Here is a 15,996-nt window from a genome sequence, read left to right on the forward strand (position 1 = left end):
ACCCCAATGAAATTACATTCTGCTCGTTTTGCCTTGCCTTCCTTTCGCCGCACCCTGATCGGCGCCGCCGTCATGGCCTTCTGTTCCGGCCATGCGCTGGCCGTCCAGCCATTTACTGTCAAGGACATCCGGGTCGAAGGGATCCAGCGTACTGAAGCGGGCACCGTGTTTGCCTACCTGCCGGTGCGGGTCGGCGAAACGTTCTCCGACGAGAAGAGCGTTGCCGCCATCAAGGCCCTGTATGCGACGGGCATGTTCAAGGATGTGCGCCTGGAAGCCGATGGCGACGTGCTGGTGGTGCTGGTCGAGGAACGCCCGGCCATCGCTTCCGTGGCATTTACCGGGACCAAGGAATTTGAAAAGGACGTGCTGGTCAAGGCGCTGAAGGAAATCGGCGTCGGTGAAGCCAAGATTTTCGACAAGGCGTCCGTCGACCGCGCGGAACAGGAACTCAAGCGCCAGTACCTGTCGCATGGCTTGTACGGCGTGAAGATCACCACCACCGTCACGCCGATCGAGCGTAACCGCGTCAACGTGGTGTTCGCCGTCGACGAGGGCGACGTGGCCCGCATCAAGCAGATCAACATCGTCGGCAACAAGGCTTTCACGGACAAGGAACTGCGCGAGCAGCTGGCCCTGAACACGGGCGGCTGGTTCAGCTGGTACACCAAGGCCGATCAGTATTCGAAGACCAAGCTGACGGGCGACATCGAGTCGCTCAAGTCCTATTACCTGGACCGCGGCTATATCGAGATGCAGGTCGATTCGACGCAAGTGTCGATCACGCCCGATAAAAAAGATATCTACCTGACGATCAACATCACCGAAGGTGAGAAGTACAAGATCGCCGGCACCAAGTTCGAAGGCGAGATGTTCGGCCGTGAAGAAGAACTGAAAGCGCTGAACTTGATGCGCGAAGGCGACATCTACTCGGGCGCACGCCTGACGGCCACGAACAAGCGTATCCAGGACCGCCTGGCCACGTTCGGCTATGCGTTTGCCAACGTCAACGCCAATCCGGAAATCAACCGCGAAAAGCATGAAGTCGGCTTCACCTTCTTCATCGATCCGGGCAAGCGCGTCTACGTGCGCCACATGAATATCGCCGGCAACACCACCACGCGCGATGAAGTCATCCGCCGCGAATTCCGCCAGTTCGAATCGTCCTGGTACGACAGCAACAAGATCAAGCTGTCGCGCGACCGTGTCGACCGTCTCGGCTACTTCAAGGACGTGACCATCGACACGCCGGAAGCGCAGGGCACGACCGACCAGGTCGACGTCAACGTGACGGTGGTGGAAAAACCAACCGGCAACTTCCTGATCGGCGGCGCCTTCTCGCAATCGGAAAAATTCACGCTGTCGGCATCGATTTCGCAGGCCAACTTCGCCGGTAGCGGCAACACGGTCGGCATCGAACTCAATACCAGCCATTACAGCCGCACGATCGCGTTTTCGCAAACCAATCCGTACTACACGGACGATGGCATTTCGCGCAGCTTTGAAGTCTACCTGCGTACGACGGAACCGCCGGCGCTGAACATCGGCAGCTACAAGATCAAGCAGACCGGTGGCCGCGTCAGTTTCGGCGTGCCGTTCTCGGAAGTCGACACCGTCTTCTTCGGTATCGGCGCCGAGCGTTCGCGCATCGAAACCGACGTCACCAGCCCGATCCGCTTCAAGCAGTACGTGGTCGACAATGGCGGCCCGTCCGACGGTATCGGTTCGGCCACGACGAATTCCATCCCGCTGACGGCGGCATGGCAGCGCGACAGCCGCGACAGCGCACTGACGCCATCGATCGGCCGCTACCAGCGCGTCAACCTGGAGGCTGACCTGATCGGCGACCAGAAATACTTCCGTGCCATTTATGAGCACCAGTATTTCCGTCCGCTGTTCAGCAAAGTCACCCTGGCGCTGAAGGGCGAGCTCGATTACGGCCACGGCATCGGCAATCACGTCTATCCGGTCTTCAAGAACTTCTACGGCGGCGGTATCGGTTCGGTGCGCGGCTACCTGAGTTCCTCGCTGGGCGCGGTCGAACCGAGCACCAACGATGCACTGGGCGGCGCTTCGCGCCTGATCGCGAACGCGGAACTGCAGATGCCATTCCCCGGTTCGGGCAATGACCGCAGCTTGCGCTGGTTCGGTTTCCTTGACGGCGGCCAGGTCTACCAGGAAGGCGAAAAAATGCGTCTGTCGCAATTGCGCTATTCTGCTGGCTTGGGCATCAGCTGGATTTCGCCGGTGGGCCCGCTCAAGCTGAGCTACGCCAAGCCGCTGAACGCCAAGCCGACGGACCGCCTGGAGCGCTTCCAGTTCCAGATGGGCACCGGTTTCTGACCGGGCCATCTGAACGGGGGCGACAGCTTTTACTTTTTGACCATGGAGTATCATGAACACCGCATCCGCTACCCTGCCCAAGACCCTTGCCGTGATCGCATTGTGCTGGAGTTCGCTGTTGCCGGTGCAGGCGCAGGCTCAGGAGTCGAAGATCGCCTGGATCAGCAGCGAACGTATTTATAACGAGTCGAGGCTGGCCAAGCTGGCCAGCGCCAAGCTGGCCGAAGAGTTCCGCTCGCGCGAAAAAGCCGTGCAGGAACTGGCGGCCCGCTTCAAGGTGGCCAACGAGGCCCTGGAAAAGGACATGCCGACCCTGAGCGAGGCGGAGCGCGCCAAGCGCCAGCGCGAGTTTTTCGAGCTGGACAAGGAATTGCAGCGCCGCCAGCGCGAGTTCCGCGAAGACCTGAACCAGCGCACGAACGAAGAGCGCAGCGCCATCGCGGAAAAAGCCAACACCATCATCCAGCAGATGGCGCATATCGAAGGATATGACATCGTGCTGCAGGAAGCCCTGTGGGCCAGCCCGCGCATCGACATCACCGACAAGGTCTTGAAGGCGCTGGATAAGTAACAGTAACGGTTTCAAGCCTGGCAGTGCCGTAGCGAGCGGATGTGAGTTGTGGTTGAGAAGCGGAGCTGTGCGAATGCACAGTGAGCATCGGAGACCGCAAATCGCGCCGCGCAGTAGGCATAGTCAGGCGTTTTTATAAGGGTATATCGATGGGCACTCGACTAGGTGAATTGGTCGAACGCTTCGGCGGACAGTTGGCGGGCGATCCCAACCTGGAAGTTTCAGGGATCGCGCCGCTGGCTGACGCCGGCGCTTCGCACATCAGCTTTCTCAGCAATAGCAAATTCCGCGCACAGGCGGCCCAGAGCGGCGCCGCGGCGCTGATACTCACGCCGGCCGACGACGCGCTGATCGGCGGCGACTACGCCGGCGCGCGCATCGTCACACCGAATCCCTATGTGTATTTCGCGCGCGCGGCGCAGTACTTCGCCGCCCTGGCCGAGATCAAGGCGCCCGTGGGTATCCACGCCAGCGCCATCGTCGATGCCAGCGCGCGGGTCGACGCCACTGCCTCGGTCGGACCGCGCGCCGTGATCGAAGCGGGTGCCGTGATCGGCGCCGGCTGCGTCATCGGCGCCGGCTGCGTGATCGGCCGCGACGCCGTCATCGGCGCCGGCACCCAGCTGTTCGCCAACGTGACTTTCCATGCGCGCTGCGTGATCGGCCAGCGCGGCATCATCCATTCGGGCGCCGTGATCGGCACCGACGGATTCGGCTTTGCCAACGAAGGCGGCGTGTACATCAAGATTCCGCAGACGGGCAGGGTGGTGATCGGTGACGATGTCGATATCGGCGCCAATACCACCATCGACCGCGGCGCACTGGCCGACACCATCATCGAAGATGGCGTCAAGCTCGATAACCAGATCCAGATCGGCCACAACTGCCATATCGGCGCCCATACGGCCATGGCCGGCTGCGTCGGCGTGGCCGGCAGCGCCATCATCGGCAAGTACTGCACCTTTGGCGGCGCCGCCATGGTGCTGGGGCACCTGACCATCGCCGACCGCGTCCATGTGGGCTCGGGCAGCATGGTCTCGCGTTCGATACTCGAAGCGGGCCAGTACACTGGCTTCTATCCGCTGGCGAAGAACGCCGACTGGGAAAAGAGCGCCGCCATCGTGCGCAACCTGTCAAGCATGCGCGAGAAAATCCGCGCGCTTGAAAAAACAATTAAAACACTGACCACGCAAGACGAAAAATGACTACTGAAAAAAAGACCCTCGACATCCTCGCCATCAAATCGCTGCTGCCGCACCGCTACCCGCTGTTGCTGGTTGACCGCGTGCTGGACTGGGAAGCGGACAAGACCATCACCGCCATCAAGAACGTGACGGTCAACGAAGAGTTCTTCCAGGGCCATTTCCCGCATAAGCCGGTGATGCCTGGCGTGCTGATGATCGAAGCGCTGGCGCAGACGGCGGCCCTGCTGTCGTTCCTGTCGATGGGCGTGAAACCGGACGAAAATTCGGTCGTGTACTTCGTCGGCATCGACAATGCGCGCTTCAAGCGTCCTGTCGAACCGGGCGACCAGCTGAAGATGGATGTGGAAATCCTGCGCGTCTCGCGCGGCATCTGGAAATACAAGGCCGTCGGTACGGTCGACGGCAAGCTGGCGGTGGAAGCGGAACTGATGTGCACCATCCGCAGCGCGCAAGATGCGAGCCAGTCTGCGAGCCAGCCAGCGGGACAGTAACATGGCGGCCATCCACTCCACGGCAGTCATCGATCCGAAGGCCGAGCTCGACAGCTCGGTCGAGGTGGGTCCGTACACCATCATCGGTCCGCACGTGCGCATCGGCGCTGGCACCAGGGTTGGCCCGCACGTGGTCATCGACGGCCACACGACGATAGGCTCCGACAACCACCTGTTCCAGTTTTCCTCCATCGGCGCGCAGCCACAGGATAAAAAATGGGCGGGCGAGGCGACGCGCCTGGAAATCGGCGACCGCAACACGATCCGCGAATTCTGCACCTTCAACACGGGTACCGTGCAAGGCGGCGGTGTGACGCGCCTGGGCAATGACAACTGGATCTCGGCGTATGTGCACCTGGCGCACGACTGCCTGGTGGGCAACAACACGATTTTTTCGAACAACGCGCAGCTGGCGGGCCACGTGGAAATCGGCGACTGGGTCATCATGAGCGGCTTCGCCAATGTGCACCAGTTCTGCAAGATCGGCGCGCACGCCTTTGTCGGCATGAGTACCAGCCTGACGCAGGACGTGCCACCATTCGTCCTGTTGAACGGCAATCCGGCGCAGGCGCATGGCGTCAATATCGAAGGCTTGAAACGCCGCGGCTTTACGCGCGAACAGATCAACGGCATCCGTACCGCGTATAAACTCATCTACCGCGCGGGACTGACCCTGGAAGAATCCAAGGCAGCCCTGTTCGAAGAAGAAGCGGCAGCGTCGCCCGAGGTGGCGGAACATATTCGCGCCATGCGCGAATTCCTTGGCGTGGCGTCGCGTGGCATTGTCCGCTGACCATGCCAGCGACCTGCCGGTCGCTAATGTCGCCATCGTCGCCGGTGAGGTGTCGGGCGATCTGCTGGCCAGCCGGCTGCTGTCCGGCCTCGTGCCGCAGCTGCCCGGTGCGCGCTTCCATGGCATCGGCGGCGAGCACATGGCCAAGCAGGGTTTTGTGTCCGATTGGCCGCTCGACAAGCTGACCGTGCGTGGCCTGTTCGAGATCATTCCCCGCTACCGCGAGATCAAGGGCATCCAGAACGCGCTGCGCGACCAGCTGCTGGCCGAGCGTCCCGCCGTCTTCATCGGCGCCGACTATCCGGGTTTTAACCTGGGACTGGAACAGCAGCTCAAGGAAGGCGGTATCCCCACCGTGCATTACATCGGGCCGCAGATCTGGGCCTGGCGCGGTGGCCGCATCAAGAAAATCATCAAGGCCGTGTCGCACATGCTGGTGATCTTCCCGTTCGAGGAAGAGATCTACCGCAAGGCGGGCGTGCCCGTCACCTATGTCGGCCATCCGCTGGCCGAGATGATTCCGTTGCAGCCCGATGAAGCGGCCGCGCGGCGTGTCCTGGGCTTGCCGGAAGACGCGAATGTCGTGACCCTGATGCCGGGCAGCCGCATGGGCGAACTCAAATACAATACGGTGGCTTTCGTGACCGCCTGCAAATTGTTGCTGGCGCGCGACCGCTCCTTGCGTTTCGTCGCCCCCATGGCCGGCGAAAAGCAGCGCCAGTATTTTCTGCAATTGATAGCGGAAGCGGGCTTGCAGGACGTCGAGATATTGCTCACGGACGGCGGCTCGCACACGGCCATCTGCGCCGCCGATGCGGTGCTGGTGGCGTCCGGCACGGCGTCGCTGGAAGTGGCGCTGTACAAGAAGCCCATGGTCATCGCCTACAAGATGATGCGCGCCTCGTGGGAAATCATGCGCCACATGGGCTACCAGCCGTGGATCGGTTTGCCGAACATCCTGGCGCGCGATTACCTGGTGCCCGAGCTGCTGCAAAACGCGGCCAGCCCCGAAGCGCTGGCCGAGGCCATGTGGCAGCAGCTGAGCAACGTGCCAGGCCGTTTGCGCCTGGTACAGCGCTTCACGGACATGCACCACAGCCTGCTGCGCGACAGCGCGCAGGAAAGCGCCAACGCCGTCATGCAGGTCATTGCCGCCAACCGCAAGTGAGCACCGTTTCAATCGCAGTTCCTACCAAAGATTCAACGTGAAAAATATCTATCCCGGCCTGTTTGACGACTTGCCATTCTCGCTCGATGAAATCATCTGCGGCGTCGACGAGGCAGGCCGCGGTCCGCTGGCCGGCCCCGTGTTCGCCGCCGCCGTGATCCTCGACCCGAACCAGCCCATCGACGGCTTGCGCGATTCGAAAAAACTCAGCGAAGCCAAGCGCGACCTGCTGGCGCCGCAGATCAAGGCCAAGGCCCTGGCCTGGGCCATCGCCGAAGCGTCGGAAGAAGAGATCGACCGCCTGAACATCCTGCAGGCGTCGATGCTGGCCATGCGCCGCGCCGTCGAGGCCCTGGCCACCGTGCCGACCCTGGCCTTGATCGACGGCAACCGCTGTCCCGTGATGCCGATACGCGGCATGGCCATCGTCGGTGGCGACGACAAGGTCGATTCGATTTCCGCCGCCTCGATCCTGGCCAAGACGGCGCGCGACGCGGCCCTCGTGCACCTGCATGCGGCCTATCCCGAGTACTGCTTCGACCAGCACAAGGGCTATGGCACCAAGCTGCACCTGGAGCGTTTGCACCTGCACGGCGCCTCGCCCGTGCATCGCCGCTCGTTCGCGCCCGTACGCAATGTGATCGCGCTGTTTGGCGGACAGGAGGTGGCGGCATGAAGACGATCACTTCGCGCGACAATGCGCAATACAAGGATCTGCTGAAGCTGGCGGGCAGTTCGCAGGCGCGCCGCAAGTCCGGCCGCACCCTGCTCGACGGCGTGCACCTGTGCCAGTCGTACCTGCAGCTGCGCGGCATGCCGGAGCAGTGCATTGTCAGCGAAAGCGCCTTGCGCAATCCGGAAGTGGCGGACATCGTCGGCCAGCTGGAAAGCCAGCGCGCGCATGTACTGGGCTTGCCCGATGCGCTGTATAACGCCGTGAGCCAGGTCGAACACGGCGTAGGCGTGATGTTTCTCATCGAGACGCCGGAACGGGCCGTCACGCAGCCACTGAGCGTGTCGGCCGTGCTGCTCGATAACCTGCAAGATCCGGGCAACGTGGGGTCGATTTTGCGCAGCGCGGCGGCCGCCGGCATCACGCAGGTCTACTGCAGCGCCGGCACGGCCTTCTGCTGGTCGCCGAAGGTGCTGCGCGCGGCGATGGGCGCACACTTCGTGCTCGATATCTTTGAAAACGTCGACCTGGCCGCGCTCGTTGCGGGCGCCAAGGTGGCGACCCTGGCTACCAGCGGCTACGCCACAAAGCAGCTGTACGACGTCGACCTGCGCCAACCGGTCGCCTGGCTGTTCGGCCATGAAGGGCAGGGAGTGGCCGACGACCTGCTGGCTATGGCCACGCACCAGGTGGTTATTCCCCACCTGGGCCAGATCGAATCGCTGAACGTGGCCGCCTGCGCCGCCGTCTGCTTCTTCGAGCAGCTGCGCCAGGGCCAGTCCTGAACAGGGTAGCCATGTCTTTTCCTCCGCTTGCCGATGGTGCCGCACGTGACGAGGCCTGGTGGCGCCAGGTAGCCGCGTTGTATCCCGCGCCGCCGGACGCCATCGTCAATCTCGAACATGGCTATTTCGGCGCCATGGCCGCGCCCGTGCAAGCGGCGTTCGAACAGGCCGTGCGCTACACCAACGAGCAACTGAGCCCTTTCGTGCGCGGCGAGTTCACGCGCACGCATGTGGATATCCTGCGCCAGCGCGTCGCCGCGCTGATCGGCGCGCAGCCGCACGAGATCCTGCTGACCCGCAGCGGCACCGAATCGATGCAGGTGCTGATCACGCAATACCACGCCCTGGCGCCCGGCGATACGGTGCTGTGGAGTAATCTCGATTATCCGGCCATGCGCACGGCCATGCGCTGGCTGGCGCAGCGCCGTGGCGTCACCAGCACGCAAGTCACATTGAGCCTGCCCATCAGCGATGACGAGATCATCGCCCGTTACGCGCAAGCCATGCGCCAGGCCGTCAATCCAAAATTGCTGCTGCTGTCGCAGGTGACGCCGGCCAACGGCCAGCAACTGCCGGTCAGGGACATCATGGCGCTGGCGCGCGAGCACGGCATCGACGTGCTGCTCGACAGCGCCCACGCGCTGGGACAGGTCGACGTGGACATGCAGGCCATGGGCATCGATTTCGCCGGTTTCAATCTGCACAAATGGCTGGGGGCGCCGGCGGGACTCGGTGTCGTGTATATCCGCGCATCGCAGCTGCACAAGATCGAGCCGCACTACGGCGACGATGATTATCCGCTGGACGATATCCGCAGCCGCCTGCACATGGGCATGCCGCCGATCGGCGCCATCCTGGCCGCGCCTGCCGCGTTGGATTTCCATGCGCGTCTGGGCGGCACGCCGGCCAAGAACGAACGCCTGGCCTGGCTGCGCAATTACTGGGTCAGCCGCGCCGCGCAACTGCCCGGCGTGCATATTCTGTCGCCGCTCGATGCCAGGCGCGGCACGGCGCTGGTCGCCTTTGCCGTCGACGGCATGAGCGCGCGCGAGTTGCAGCAAGCCTTGCTGCAGCGCTTCGGCGTCTTTACCGTGCAGCGCAATATCGGCGATGCCGATGTGGTGCGCGCCACCGTCGCCATCACGACCACCACCGGTGAACTCGATCAGCTGGTGGCCGCGCTGACGGTGCTGTCTACAGAAACGCGCACCTGACAAAACCGACGCGCAGCAGGTCTGGTCAGGTGTTCTCAGTATTCGCGGCGGTTCGGCTTGATCTCTTGCAAGATGGTCGTGGAGATTTCCTCGATCGACTTGGTGGTCGACGACAGCCAGCGGATACCTTCGCGTTTCATCATTTTTTCCGCCTCGTTGACCTCGTAACGGCAATTTTCGATGGCCGCATACTTGCTGCCAGCGCGTCTTTCGTTGCGTATTTCCGACAAACGTTCGGGCGTAATGCTCAATCCGAAAATTTTATTCTTAAATTCCAGCAGGGCCGACGGCAGCTTGTCGCGCTCGAAATCGTCGGGAATCAGCGGATAATTGGCCGCCTTGATGCCATATTGCATGGCCAGATACAGGCTGGTCGGGGTCTTGCCAGAGCGTGAAACACCCACCAGAATGACATCGGCCGATGACAGGTTCTTGTGCGACTGGCCGTCGTCGTGCGCCAGCGAATAGTTGATCGCCTCGATGCGGTTCTTGTACTCCTCGCTATCGACGATGTTGTGCGAGCGGCCGATGGTATGGGTCGACATCACGCCCAGTTCCTGCTCCAGCGGGGCGACAAAGGTCTGGATCAGGTCCATGTGCATGCCGCTGGACTTGCGGATCACGGCCGACAGGTCGTTCTTCACCAGGGTGGAGAAAATGATCGGACGCTGGCCGTCGCTGGCAAACGCTTCGTTGATCTTGCGCGCCGCCTCATGGGCCTTGTCCATGGTGTCGATGAAGGGCAGGCGGATCTGGCGGAAGCGCAGATCGAACTGCGTCAGCACCGAGTGGCCGAACGTCTCGGCGGTGATGCCGGTGCCGTCGGAAACGAAGAAGACGGTGCGGGCCGCGGAGGGCAGAGGAGGGCGTGGTTCTTGTGTCATGGGTTTTCGGATCAAGATTGTGCGTCGTCAATTTGCGCCGCACAAGGTAAAATGGCTGCAACGGTATGATTGTGCTGCACGACGCCAAGAATAACAAGAAGACTGTCTGTGCGCCGCGCGTAAAGATTTCTATCATCAGTAAGGGTGTCATTATGACCAACGCAGTATCGCAACAGCAGGAAGACAAGGACGCGGTGTATGTTGCCTCGTTCGAGCATTTGCGCATGACGGATGTCGAATCCGTCGGCGGCAAGAACGCCTCCCTGGGCGAAATGATCAGCCAACTGGCGGAAGCCGGCGTGCGCGTGCCCGGTGGCTTTGCCACCACGGCGCAGGCATTCCGCGATTTCCTGTCGTATAGCGCCAACGGCGGCTTGCCGCTGGCCGAACGCATCGCCCAGCGCCTCGAAGGGCTGAATATCGATGACGTACGTTCGCTGGCGCAAGCCGGTGCCGAGATCCGTCAATGGATCGTGGAAACGCCATTTCAGCCACGCCTGGCCACTGAAATCGACCAGTTCTACGCCAAACTGGTGGCCGATTCCGATACCGAAATGTCGTTTGCCGTGCGCTCCTCCGCCACGGCGGAAGACTTGCCGGACGCTTCTTTTGCTGGTCAGCAAGAAACCTTCCTGAACGTGGTCGGCATCGATAATGTGCTCGAGGCCATGAAGCAGGTGTTCGCGTCGCTGTACAACGACCGCGCCATCTCGTACCGCGTACATAAAGGCTTTACGCACGCTGAAGTGGCCTTGTCGGCCGGCGTGCAGCGCATGGTGCGTTCCGACCTGGGTGCGGCCGGCGTGATGTTCACCATCGATACGGAATCGGGCTTCAAGGACGTGGTCTTCGTCACCTCCAGCTATGGCCTCGGTGAAACCGTGGTGCAGGGCGCCGTCAACCCAGACGAATTCTATGTGCACAAGCCGATGCTGGAAAAAGGCAAGTCGCCTGTGATCCGCCGCAATATCGGCTCGAAGCTGCTGAAGATGGAATTCACGAACGAAGCGAAAGCTGGCCGTTCCGTGAAAACCGTCGACGTGCCCGTCGAAATGCGCAACCGCTATTCGCTGAACGACAGCGAAGTGGTGGAGCTGGCCAAATACGCCGTCATCATCGAGAACCACTACGGCCGTCCGATGGACATCGAGTGGGGCAAGGATGGCCGCGACGGCAAGCTGTACATCCTGCAAGCGCGTCCTGAAACCGTCAAGTCGCAGCAAAAGGCGACCGACGTGCAGGAACGTTTCAAGCTGAAAAGCACGGGCACCGTGCTGACGTCCGGCCGCGCCATCGGCCAGAAGATCGGCGCCGGCCCCGTGCGCGTGATTCACGACCCGGCCGACATGGAGCGTGTGCAGCCAGGCGACGTGCTCGTTGCCGACATGACGGACCCGAACTGGGAACCTGTCATGAAGCGCGCATCGGCCATCGTCACCAACCGTGGCGGCCGTACTTGCCACGCTGCAATTATTGCCCGTGAACTCGGCGTGCCTGCCGTCGTCGGCTGCGGCGACGCGACCGACGTGCTGAAAGACGGCACGTTCGTCACCGTCGTGTGTTCCGAAGGCGACGAAGGCAAGATCTACGATGGCTTGCTGGAAACGGAAGTGTCGGAAGTGTCGCGCGGCGAATTGCCGAAGCTCGACACCAAGATCATGCTCAACGTCGGCAATCCGCAGCTAGCGTTCGACTTCCAGTCCGTGCCGAATGCGGGCGTGGGCCTGGCGCGCCTGGAATTCATCATCAATAACAATATTGGTGTGCATCCGCGCGCGATCCTCGAGTACCCGAACATCGACGCCGACCTGAAAAAGGCCGTGGAATCGGTGGCCCGTGGCCACGCTTCGCCGAAGGCGTTCTACATCGACAAGCTGGCAGAAGGCATCGCCACCATCGCCGCCGCGTTCTGGCCGAAAAAAGTCATCGTGCGCCTGTCCGACTTCAAGTCGAACGAGTACAAGAAGCTGATCGGCGGTTCGCGCTACGAGCCGGACGAGGAAAACCCGATGCTGGGCTTCCGCGGCGCGGCGCGCTACCTGTCTGCCGACTTCTCCGAAGCGTTCAACATGGAATGCGAAGCGATGAAGCGCGTGCGTAACGACATGGGCCTGACGAACGTGGAAATCATGGTGCCATTCGTGCGTACCCTGGGCCAGGCCGAGAAAGTCATCGACCTGCTGGCAAAGAATGGCCTGAAGCGCGGCGAAAACGATTTGCGCGTGATCATGATGTGCGAAGTACCGTCGAACGCCATCCTGGCCGACCAGTTCCTCGACCATTTCGACGGCTTCTCGATCGGTTCGAACGACCTGACCCAGCTGACCTTGGGCCTGGACCGCGATTCCGGCATGGAATTGCTGGCCGCCGACTTCGACGAGCGCGATCCTGCCGTGAAAGCCCTGCTGGCCCTAGCCATCAAGGCTTGCCTGGCACGCGGCAAGTACATCGGCATTTGCGGCCAGGGTCCTTCGGACCACCCTGACTTCGCCGTCTGGCTGATGGAGCAGGGCATCGAATCGATGTCCCTGAATCCCGACTCGGTGATCGATACCTGGCAAAAGCTCGCTGCGCTGAAAGCGTAAGCATCTTTACCGCCGTCTGAAAACCCGCTGCCGCTCACCCGGCAGCGGGTTTTTTTTAGGCTATGTCACCGTCAGGTGTGGGAATGCGCCCAATGTTGCTTTCAATAACGTTTCAGGCGACCGGATACGCCCGGCGTCGAGTATCCAGCGCCATCCCAGGTAGTTCGGCAGGTAGCGCGTCGCCACGCCATGAAACGGCCCCAGCCATTGCCGCAAACGGCTGTGATACGCATTGACGTTTTGCACGTGGGCGGCGCCCTGCACGCGGATGCCGGCGCGCAAGTTGACGGCCTGGTGGCTGATACCCGCTTCCCGAGCAAAGGCCCGGTAGGCCGCATGGCCGTCGGTGACCAACAAGACATCCTTGTCGATCATGGGTAACAAACAGTGGCGCAACCGCGCCTTGGTCAGCGCCCCTTTGCCCGTGACGAAATCGAGAGTTTGTCCCGTGCGGTCGCGCGCCACCAGAATGCAGACCTGTTCATTCGATATGCCGCGCTGGTGCGCATGACCGCCCCGGCGGCGCGCCGGACGCGTCATCTGCCGCGCTCCCTTTTCCGATTCCAGCAGATATAACTCGTCGGCCTCGGCGATACCGTGCAGACCATGGGGCCCGTCCGCCTTTGCCAGCGACAAAAACCGGTGGCGCCAGCGAAACGTGGTGTTGCGGTGTGCGCCCAGTTGGCTCGCCGCCTTGCGCACGGAATCCGATGCCAGCATGCAATCGGCATACTCAACCCACAGCGATTTATGGCGCAAACGGGCCAGTGGCGTGCCGGTGAGCGCATTGAAGGTACGCCCGCACGGCACGCAGCGGTAGCGCTGCAGTCCGTGCGCATGGCCATGGCGGTGCAGGTGAGACGAGTGGCAGGCGGGACAGGCCAATCGCGGCTGCGCCACACTTTCCAGCAGCGCGACGGTCGCGTCGTGTGGCGCGTTGCCATGCAGCAGGGCAATGCCTGCCTGCCGCTGGCGTTGGCTCAAGTGAGCAAACTGCGCAATCAAGGTGATCCATTCGGCTGGCCGCATGATCTGCTCCTGCAGGGTGAGTATGCAGAGTCAGACAGCACAACCAAGGGAAGATTCGGCATTTCCCCTATTTGCCGATGACAGAGCCTTTTTTATGCCTGCCAGGCGGCGCACGGCAGTATTCGATGGGCTTGCGCCAGATCAGCTAAAATGATTCCACCAATACATTGAAACGGGAGTTCACATGGCAAGCAAGAAACCGAGCAAAGTTGCAAAGATCGACATCGGCATTTCCGAGGCGGACCGCGCGAAGATTGCGGAAGGCCTGTCCGGCCTGCTGGCCGACAGCTACACCTTGTACCTGATGACCCATAATTTTCACTGGAACGTCAAGGGACCGATGTTCAATACCCTGCACCTGATGTTCATGACGCAATACACGGAGCAGTGGGCCGCGCTGGACCTGATCGCCGAGCGCATCCGCGCCCTCGGCTATCCGGCGCCGGGCACCTACAAGGAATTCGTCAAGCTGGCTTCGATCAAGGAAATCGACGGCGTGCCGCCGGCGCTGGACATGGTCAGCCACCTGGTGTCGGCACAGGAAGCGACTGCGCGCACGGCGCGCCGCCTGTTCCCGCTGCTGGAAAAAGCCAATGACCAGCCGACGGCCGACCTGATCACGCAGCGCCTCGATTTGCATGAAAAGACGGCGTGGATGCTGCGCAGCCTGCTGGAAGAGTAATTGCCGGGCTGGCGGCGCTAATTCGCCCCAGGCTATTGACGCCACCCGGAATTGCGTTAGACTGCTTGTATATAGGTGTTTGGCAAGAATAATATCAGGCAGTACAGCGCATTAAACCCCGTCGCTTATATAGGCTGCGGGGTTTTTTATTTTCGGATTCACAAAGATGGAGGCATCATGGCTGAATGGGTAGGCTGGTTTGTAGCGGCTGGCGCGGTATTGATCCTGGAGCTGTTTACGGGCACGTTTTATCTGCTGATGATCGCCATCGGCGTCAGTGCGGGCGGATTGGTGGCGCTGGCGGGCGGAAATGGCAGCTGGCAGGCCCTGACGGCCGCTATTGTCGGCGTGGCGGCCACCCTGTTATTGCGGCGCAGCCGTTTTGGCAAGGCGGCGCGGCGTGATGCGGCGCAGGATCCGAATGTGAATCTCGATATCGGCCAAAGCGTGGCGGTCGCGCACTGGGTCGATGGCGCGGCGCGCGTCATGTATCGCGGCGCCTTGTGGGATGTGGAACTGATTCCCGGCAGCGATACGCAGGCCGGTCATTACACCATACGTTCCGTGCGTGGCAGCCGTTTGATTGTTGGATAACCTGGAGAATAAATTATGGAAGTAAGTATCGGAAGCGTGTCGCTGATCTTGTTATTGCTGGCGTTGGTATTTGTCTTCAAGACGGTCAATGTCGTGCCACAGCAGCATGCCTGGGTGGTGGAGCGCCTGGGCAAGTTCCATGCGGTATTGGGCCCCGGCCTGAATATTGTCGTGCCTTTTGTTGACCGTATCGCTTACAAGCATGTGCTCAAGGAAATTCCGCTCGACGTGCCGCCGCAGGTGTGCATCACGCGCGACAATACGCAATTGCAGGTCGATGGCATTCTGTATTTCCAGATTACCGATGCCATGCGTGCTTCGTATGGTTCGTCGAATTATATTGCCGCCATTACGCAATTGGCGCAAACGACCTTGCGCTCGGTAATCGGTAAAATGGAGCTCGACAAGACATTTGAAGAACGCGACCATATCAATACAGCCATCGTGAATGCCATCGATGAATCGGCGGCGAATTGGGGCGTCAAGGTATTGCGTTATGAAATCAAGGATTTGACGCCACCCAAGGAAATCCTGCATGCGATGCAGGCGCAGATTACGGCCGAGCGCGAAAAGCGCGCGCTGATTGCCGCTTCGGAAGGGCGCAAGCAGGAGCAGATCAATATCGCCAGCGGAGAGCGCGAAGCGGCTATCGCCCGTTCCGAAGGCGAAAAGCAGGCATCGATCAACCGCGCCGAAGGCCAGGCCACGGCCATCGTCGCGCTGGCGCAGGCCAGCGCCGAGGCGCTGCGCCAGGTGGGAGCCGCCATCCGCGAGCCGGGCGGCGAAGATGCCGTCAACCTGAAAGTAGCCGAGCAGTATGTGGGCGCCTTCGCGCAATTGGCGAAAACGAATAACTCGATTATCGTGCCGGCCAATCTCGGTGATATGAGCGGTTTGATCGCCACGGCGATGCAGGTGGTGAAAACGCAGAAGCCGAAAGGCGGCGTGGCTATTCCCTGATTGCCTGGCGAATAGCAAA

The 15,996-nt window shown here is 61.4% G+C and carries 15 protein-coding genes; 13 read left to right on the forward strand and 2 right to left on the reverse strand.

The window, feature by feature from the left end; genetic code table 11:
- The first annotated feature begins 6 nt into the window (after window positions 1-6).
- The 9 genes from bamA (at window position 7) to KO538_RS12100 (ending at window position 9,243) form a co-directional block, all read left to right on the forward strand.
- A complete protein-coding gene (gene bamA / locus KO538_RS12060) occupies window positions 7-2,343 on the forward strand; it encodes an outer membrane protein assembly factor BamA (RefSeq protein ID WP_219328429.1) in 2,337 nt (778 codons plus the stop codon).
- A 52-nt stretch (window positions 2,344-2,395) separates the two neighbouring features.
- Window positions 2,396-2,914, forward strand: coding sequence for an OmpH family outer membrane protein (locus KO538_RS12065; protein WP_051991282.1), 519 nt, complete (start codon window positions 2,396-2,398; stop codon window positions 2,912-2,914).
- Between the two features lie 149 nt (window positions 2,915-3,063).
- Window positions 3,064-4,119, forward strand: coding sequence for a UDP-3-O-(3-hydroxymyristoyl)glucosamine N-acyltransferase (gene lpxD, locus KO538_RS12070; RefSeq protein WP_219328430.1), 1,056 nt, complete (start codon window positions 3,064-3,066; stop codon window positions 4,117-4,119).
- Window positions 4,116-4,610, forward strand: coding sequence for a 3-hydroxyacyl-ACP dehydratase FabZ (gene fabZ, locus KO538_RS12075; RefSeq protein WP_034752234.1), 495 nt, complete (start codon window positions 4,116-4,118; stop codon window positions 4,608-4,610). The genes lpxD and fabZ overlap by 4 nt, the downstream gene beginning before the upstream one ends.
- 1 nt (window position 4,611) lies before the next feature.
- Window positions 4,612-5,403 carry an acyl-ACP--UDP-N-acetylglucosamine O-acyltransferase gene (gene lpxA, locus KO538_RS12080; protein ID WP_219328431.1) on the forward strand — a complete coding sequence of 264 codons (792 nt, stop codon included), beginning with the start codon at window positions 4,612-4,614 and terminating at the stop codon, window positions 5,401-5,403.
- Window positions 5,387-6,571, forward strand: a complete 1,185-nt coding sequence (gene lpxB, locus KO538_RS12085; protein WP_219328432.1) for a lipid-A-disaccharide synthase — start codon at window positions 5,387-5,389, stop codon at window positions 6,569-6,571. Before lpxA ends, lpxB begins: the two co-directional genes overlap by 17 nt.
- A 37-nt stretch (window positions 6,572-6,608) precedes the next feature.
- A complete protein-coding gene (gene rnhB / locus KO538_RS12090; RefSeq protein WP_070304017.1) occupies window positions 6,609-7,247 on the forward strand; it encodes a ribonuclease HII in 639 nt (212 codons plus the stop codon).
- Window positions 7,244-8,029, forward strand: a complete 786-nt coding sequence (locus tag KO538_RS12095) for an RNA methyltransferase (protein ID WP_058049460.1) — start codon at window positions 7,244-7,246, stop codon at window positions 8,027-8,029. Before rnhB ends, KO538_RS12095 begins: the two co-directional genes overlap by 4 nt.
- Window positions 8,030-8,040: 11 nt before the next feature.
- Window positions 8,041-9,243, forward strand: a complete 1,203-nt coding sequence (locus tag KO538_RS12100) for an aminotransferase class V-fold PLP-dependent enzyme (RefSeq protein ID WP_219328433.1) — start codon at window positions 8,041-8,043, stop codon at window positions 9,241-9,243.
- Window positions 9,244-9,278: 35 nt separating this feature from the next.
- On the opposite strand, the gene KO538_RS12105 is transcribed toward KO538_RS12100, so the two are convergent.
- Window positions 9,279-10,127, reverse strand: a complete 849-nt coding sequence (locus tag KO538_RS12105) for a pyruvate, water dikinase regulatory protein (RefSeq protein ID WP_034752226.1) — start codon at window positions 10,125-10,127, stop codon at window positions 9,279-9,281.
- A gap of 152 nt (window positions 10,128-10,279) precedes the next feature.
- Here KO538_RS12105 and ppsA point away from each other — a divergent pair, with 152 nt between their 5' ends.
- Window positions 10,280-12,712 (forward strand): phosphoenolpyruvate synthase, encoded by a 2,433-nt coding sequence (ppsA, locus tag KO538_RS12110; RefSeq protein ID WP_219328434.1) that lies wholly within the window; start codon window positions 10,280-10,282, stop codon window positions 12,710-12,712.
- Between the two features lie 60 nt (window positions 12,713-12,772).
- On the opposite strand, the gene KO538_RS12115 is transcribed toward ppsA, so the two are convergent.
- Entirely contained in the window at window positions 12,773-13,741 is a 969-nt protein-coding gene (locus KO538_RS12115) for an IS1595 family transposase (RefSeq protein WP_219328435.1), read from the reverse strand.
- A gap of 184 nt (window positions 13,742-13,925) precedes the next feature.
- On the opposite strand from KO538_RS12115, the gene KO538_RS12120 reads away from it, so the two are divergent.
- From KO538_RS12120 to KO538_RS12130, 3 genes are all read left to right on the forward strand, one after another.
- A complete protein-coding gene (locus KO538_RS12120; protein ID WP_034752224.1) occupies window positions 13,926-14,423 on the forward strand; it encodes a Dps family protein in 498 nt (165 codons plus the stop codon).
- 177 nt (window positions 14,424-14,600) lie between these two features.
- Window positions 14,601-15,017, forward strand: a complete 417-nt coding sequence (locus KO538_RS12125) for an NfeD family protein (RefSeq protein WP_219328436.1) — start codon at window positions 14,601-14,603, stop codon at window positions 15,015-15,017.
- Between the two features lie 15 nt (window positions 15,018-15,032).
- Entirely contained in the window at window positions 15,033-15,977 is a 945-nt protein-coding gene (locus KO538_RS12130) for an SPFH domain-containing protein (RefSeq protein ID WP_034752220.1), read from the forward strand.
- The last annotated feature ends 19 nt before the right edge of the window (window positions 15,978-15,996 follow it).

Origin of the sequence: Janthinobacterium sp. NKUCC08_JDC (assembly GCF_019345575.1) — a bacterium.
Lineage (GTDB): Bacteria > Pseudomonadota > Gammaproteobacteria > Burkholderiales > Burkholderiaceae_D > Janthinobacterium > Janthinobacterium aestuarii.

What these genes read in the sequence shown, in the direction of transcription:
- KO538_RS12125 (WP_219328436.1), top strand. Translation starts at nt 14,601, where the DNA reads ATGGCTGAATGGGTAGGCTGGTTTGTAGCGGCTGGCGCGGTATTGATC.
- KO538_RS12105 (WP_034752226.1), bottom strand. Translation starts at nt 10,127, where the DNA reads ATGACACAAGAACCACGCCCTCCTCTGCCCTCCGCGGCCCGCACCGTC.
- bamA (WP_219328429.1), top strand. Translation starts at nt 7, where the DNA reads ATGAAATTACATTCTGCTCGTTTTGCCTTGCCTTCCTTTCGCCGCACC.
- fabZ (WP_034752234.1), top strand. Translation starts at nt 4,116, where the DNA reads ATGACTACTGAAAAAAAGACCCTCGACATCCTCGCCATCAAATCGCTG.
- KO538_RS12130 (WP_034752220.1), top strand. Translation starts at nt 15,033, where the DNA reads ATGGAAGTAAGTATCGGAAGCGTGTCGCTGATCTTGTTATTGCTGGCG.
- KO538_RS12120 (WP_034752224.1), top strand. Translation starts at nt 13,926, where the DNA reads ATGGCAAGCAAGAAACCGAGCAAAGTTGCAAAGATCGACATCGGCATT.
- KO538_RS12065 (WP_051991282.1), top strand. Translation starts at nt 2,396, where the DNA reads ATGAACACCGCATCCGCTACCCTGCCCAAGACCCTTGCCGTGATCGCA.
- lpxD (WP_219328430.1), top strand. Translation starts at nt 3,064, where the DNA reads ATGGGCACTCGACTAGGTGAATTGGTCGAACGCTTCGGCGGACAGTTG.
- KO538_RS12115 (WP_219328435.1), bottom strand. Translation starts at nt 13,741, where the DNA reads ATGCGGCCAGCCGAATGGATCACCTTGATTGCGCAGTTTGCTCACTTG.
- ppsA (WP_219328434.1), top strand. Translation starts at nt 10,280, where the DNA reads ATGACCAACGCAGTATCGCAACAGCAGGAAGACAAGGACGCGGTGTAT.
- lpxA (WP_219328431.1), top strand. Translation starts at nt 4,612, where the DNA reads ATGGCGGCCATCCACTCCACGGCAGTCATCGATCCGAAGGCCGAGCTC.
- KO538_RS12095 (WP_058049460.1), top strand. Translation starts at nt 7,244, where the DNA reads ATGAAGACGATCACTTCGCGCGACAATGCGCAATACAAGGATCTGCTG.
- KO538_RS12100 (WP_219328433.1), top strand. Translation starts at nt 8,041, where the DNA reads ATGTCTTTTCCTCCGCTTGCCGATGGTGCCGCACGTGACGAGGCCTGG.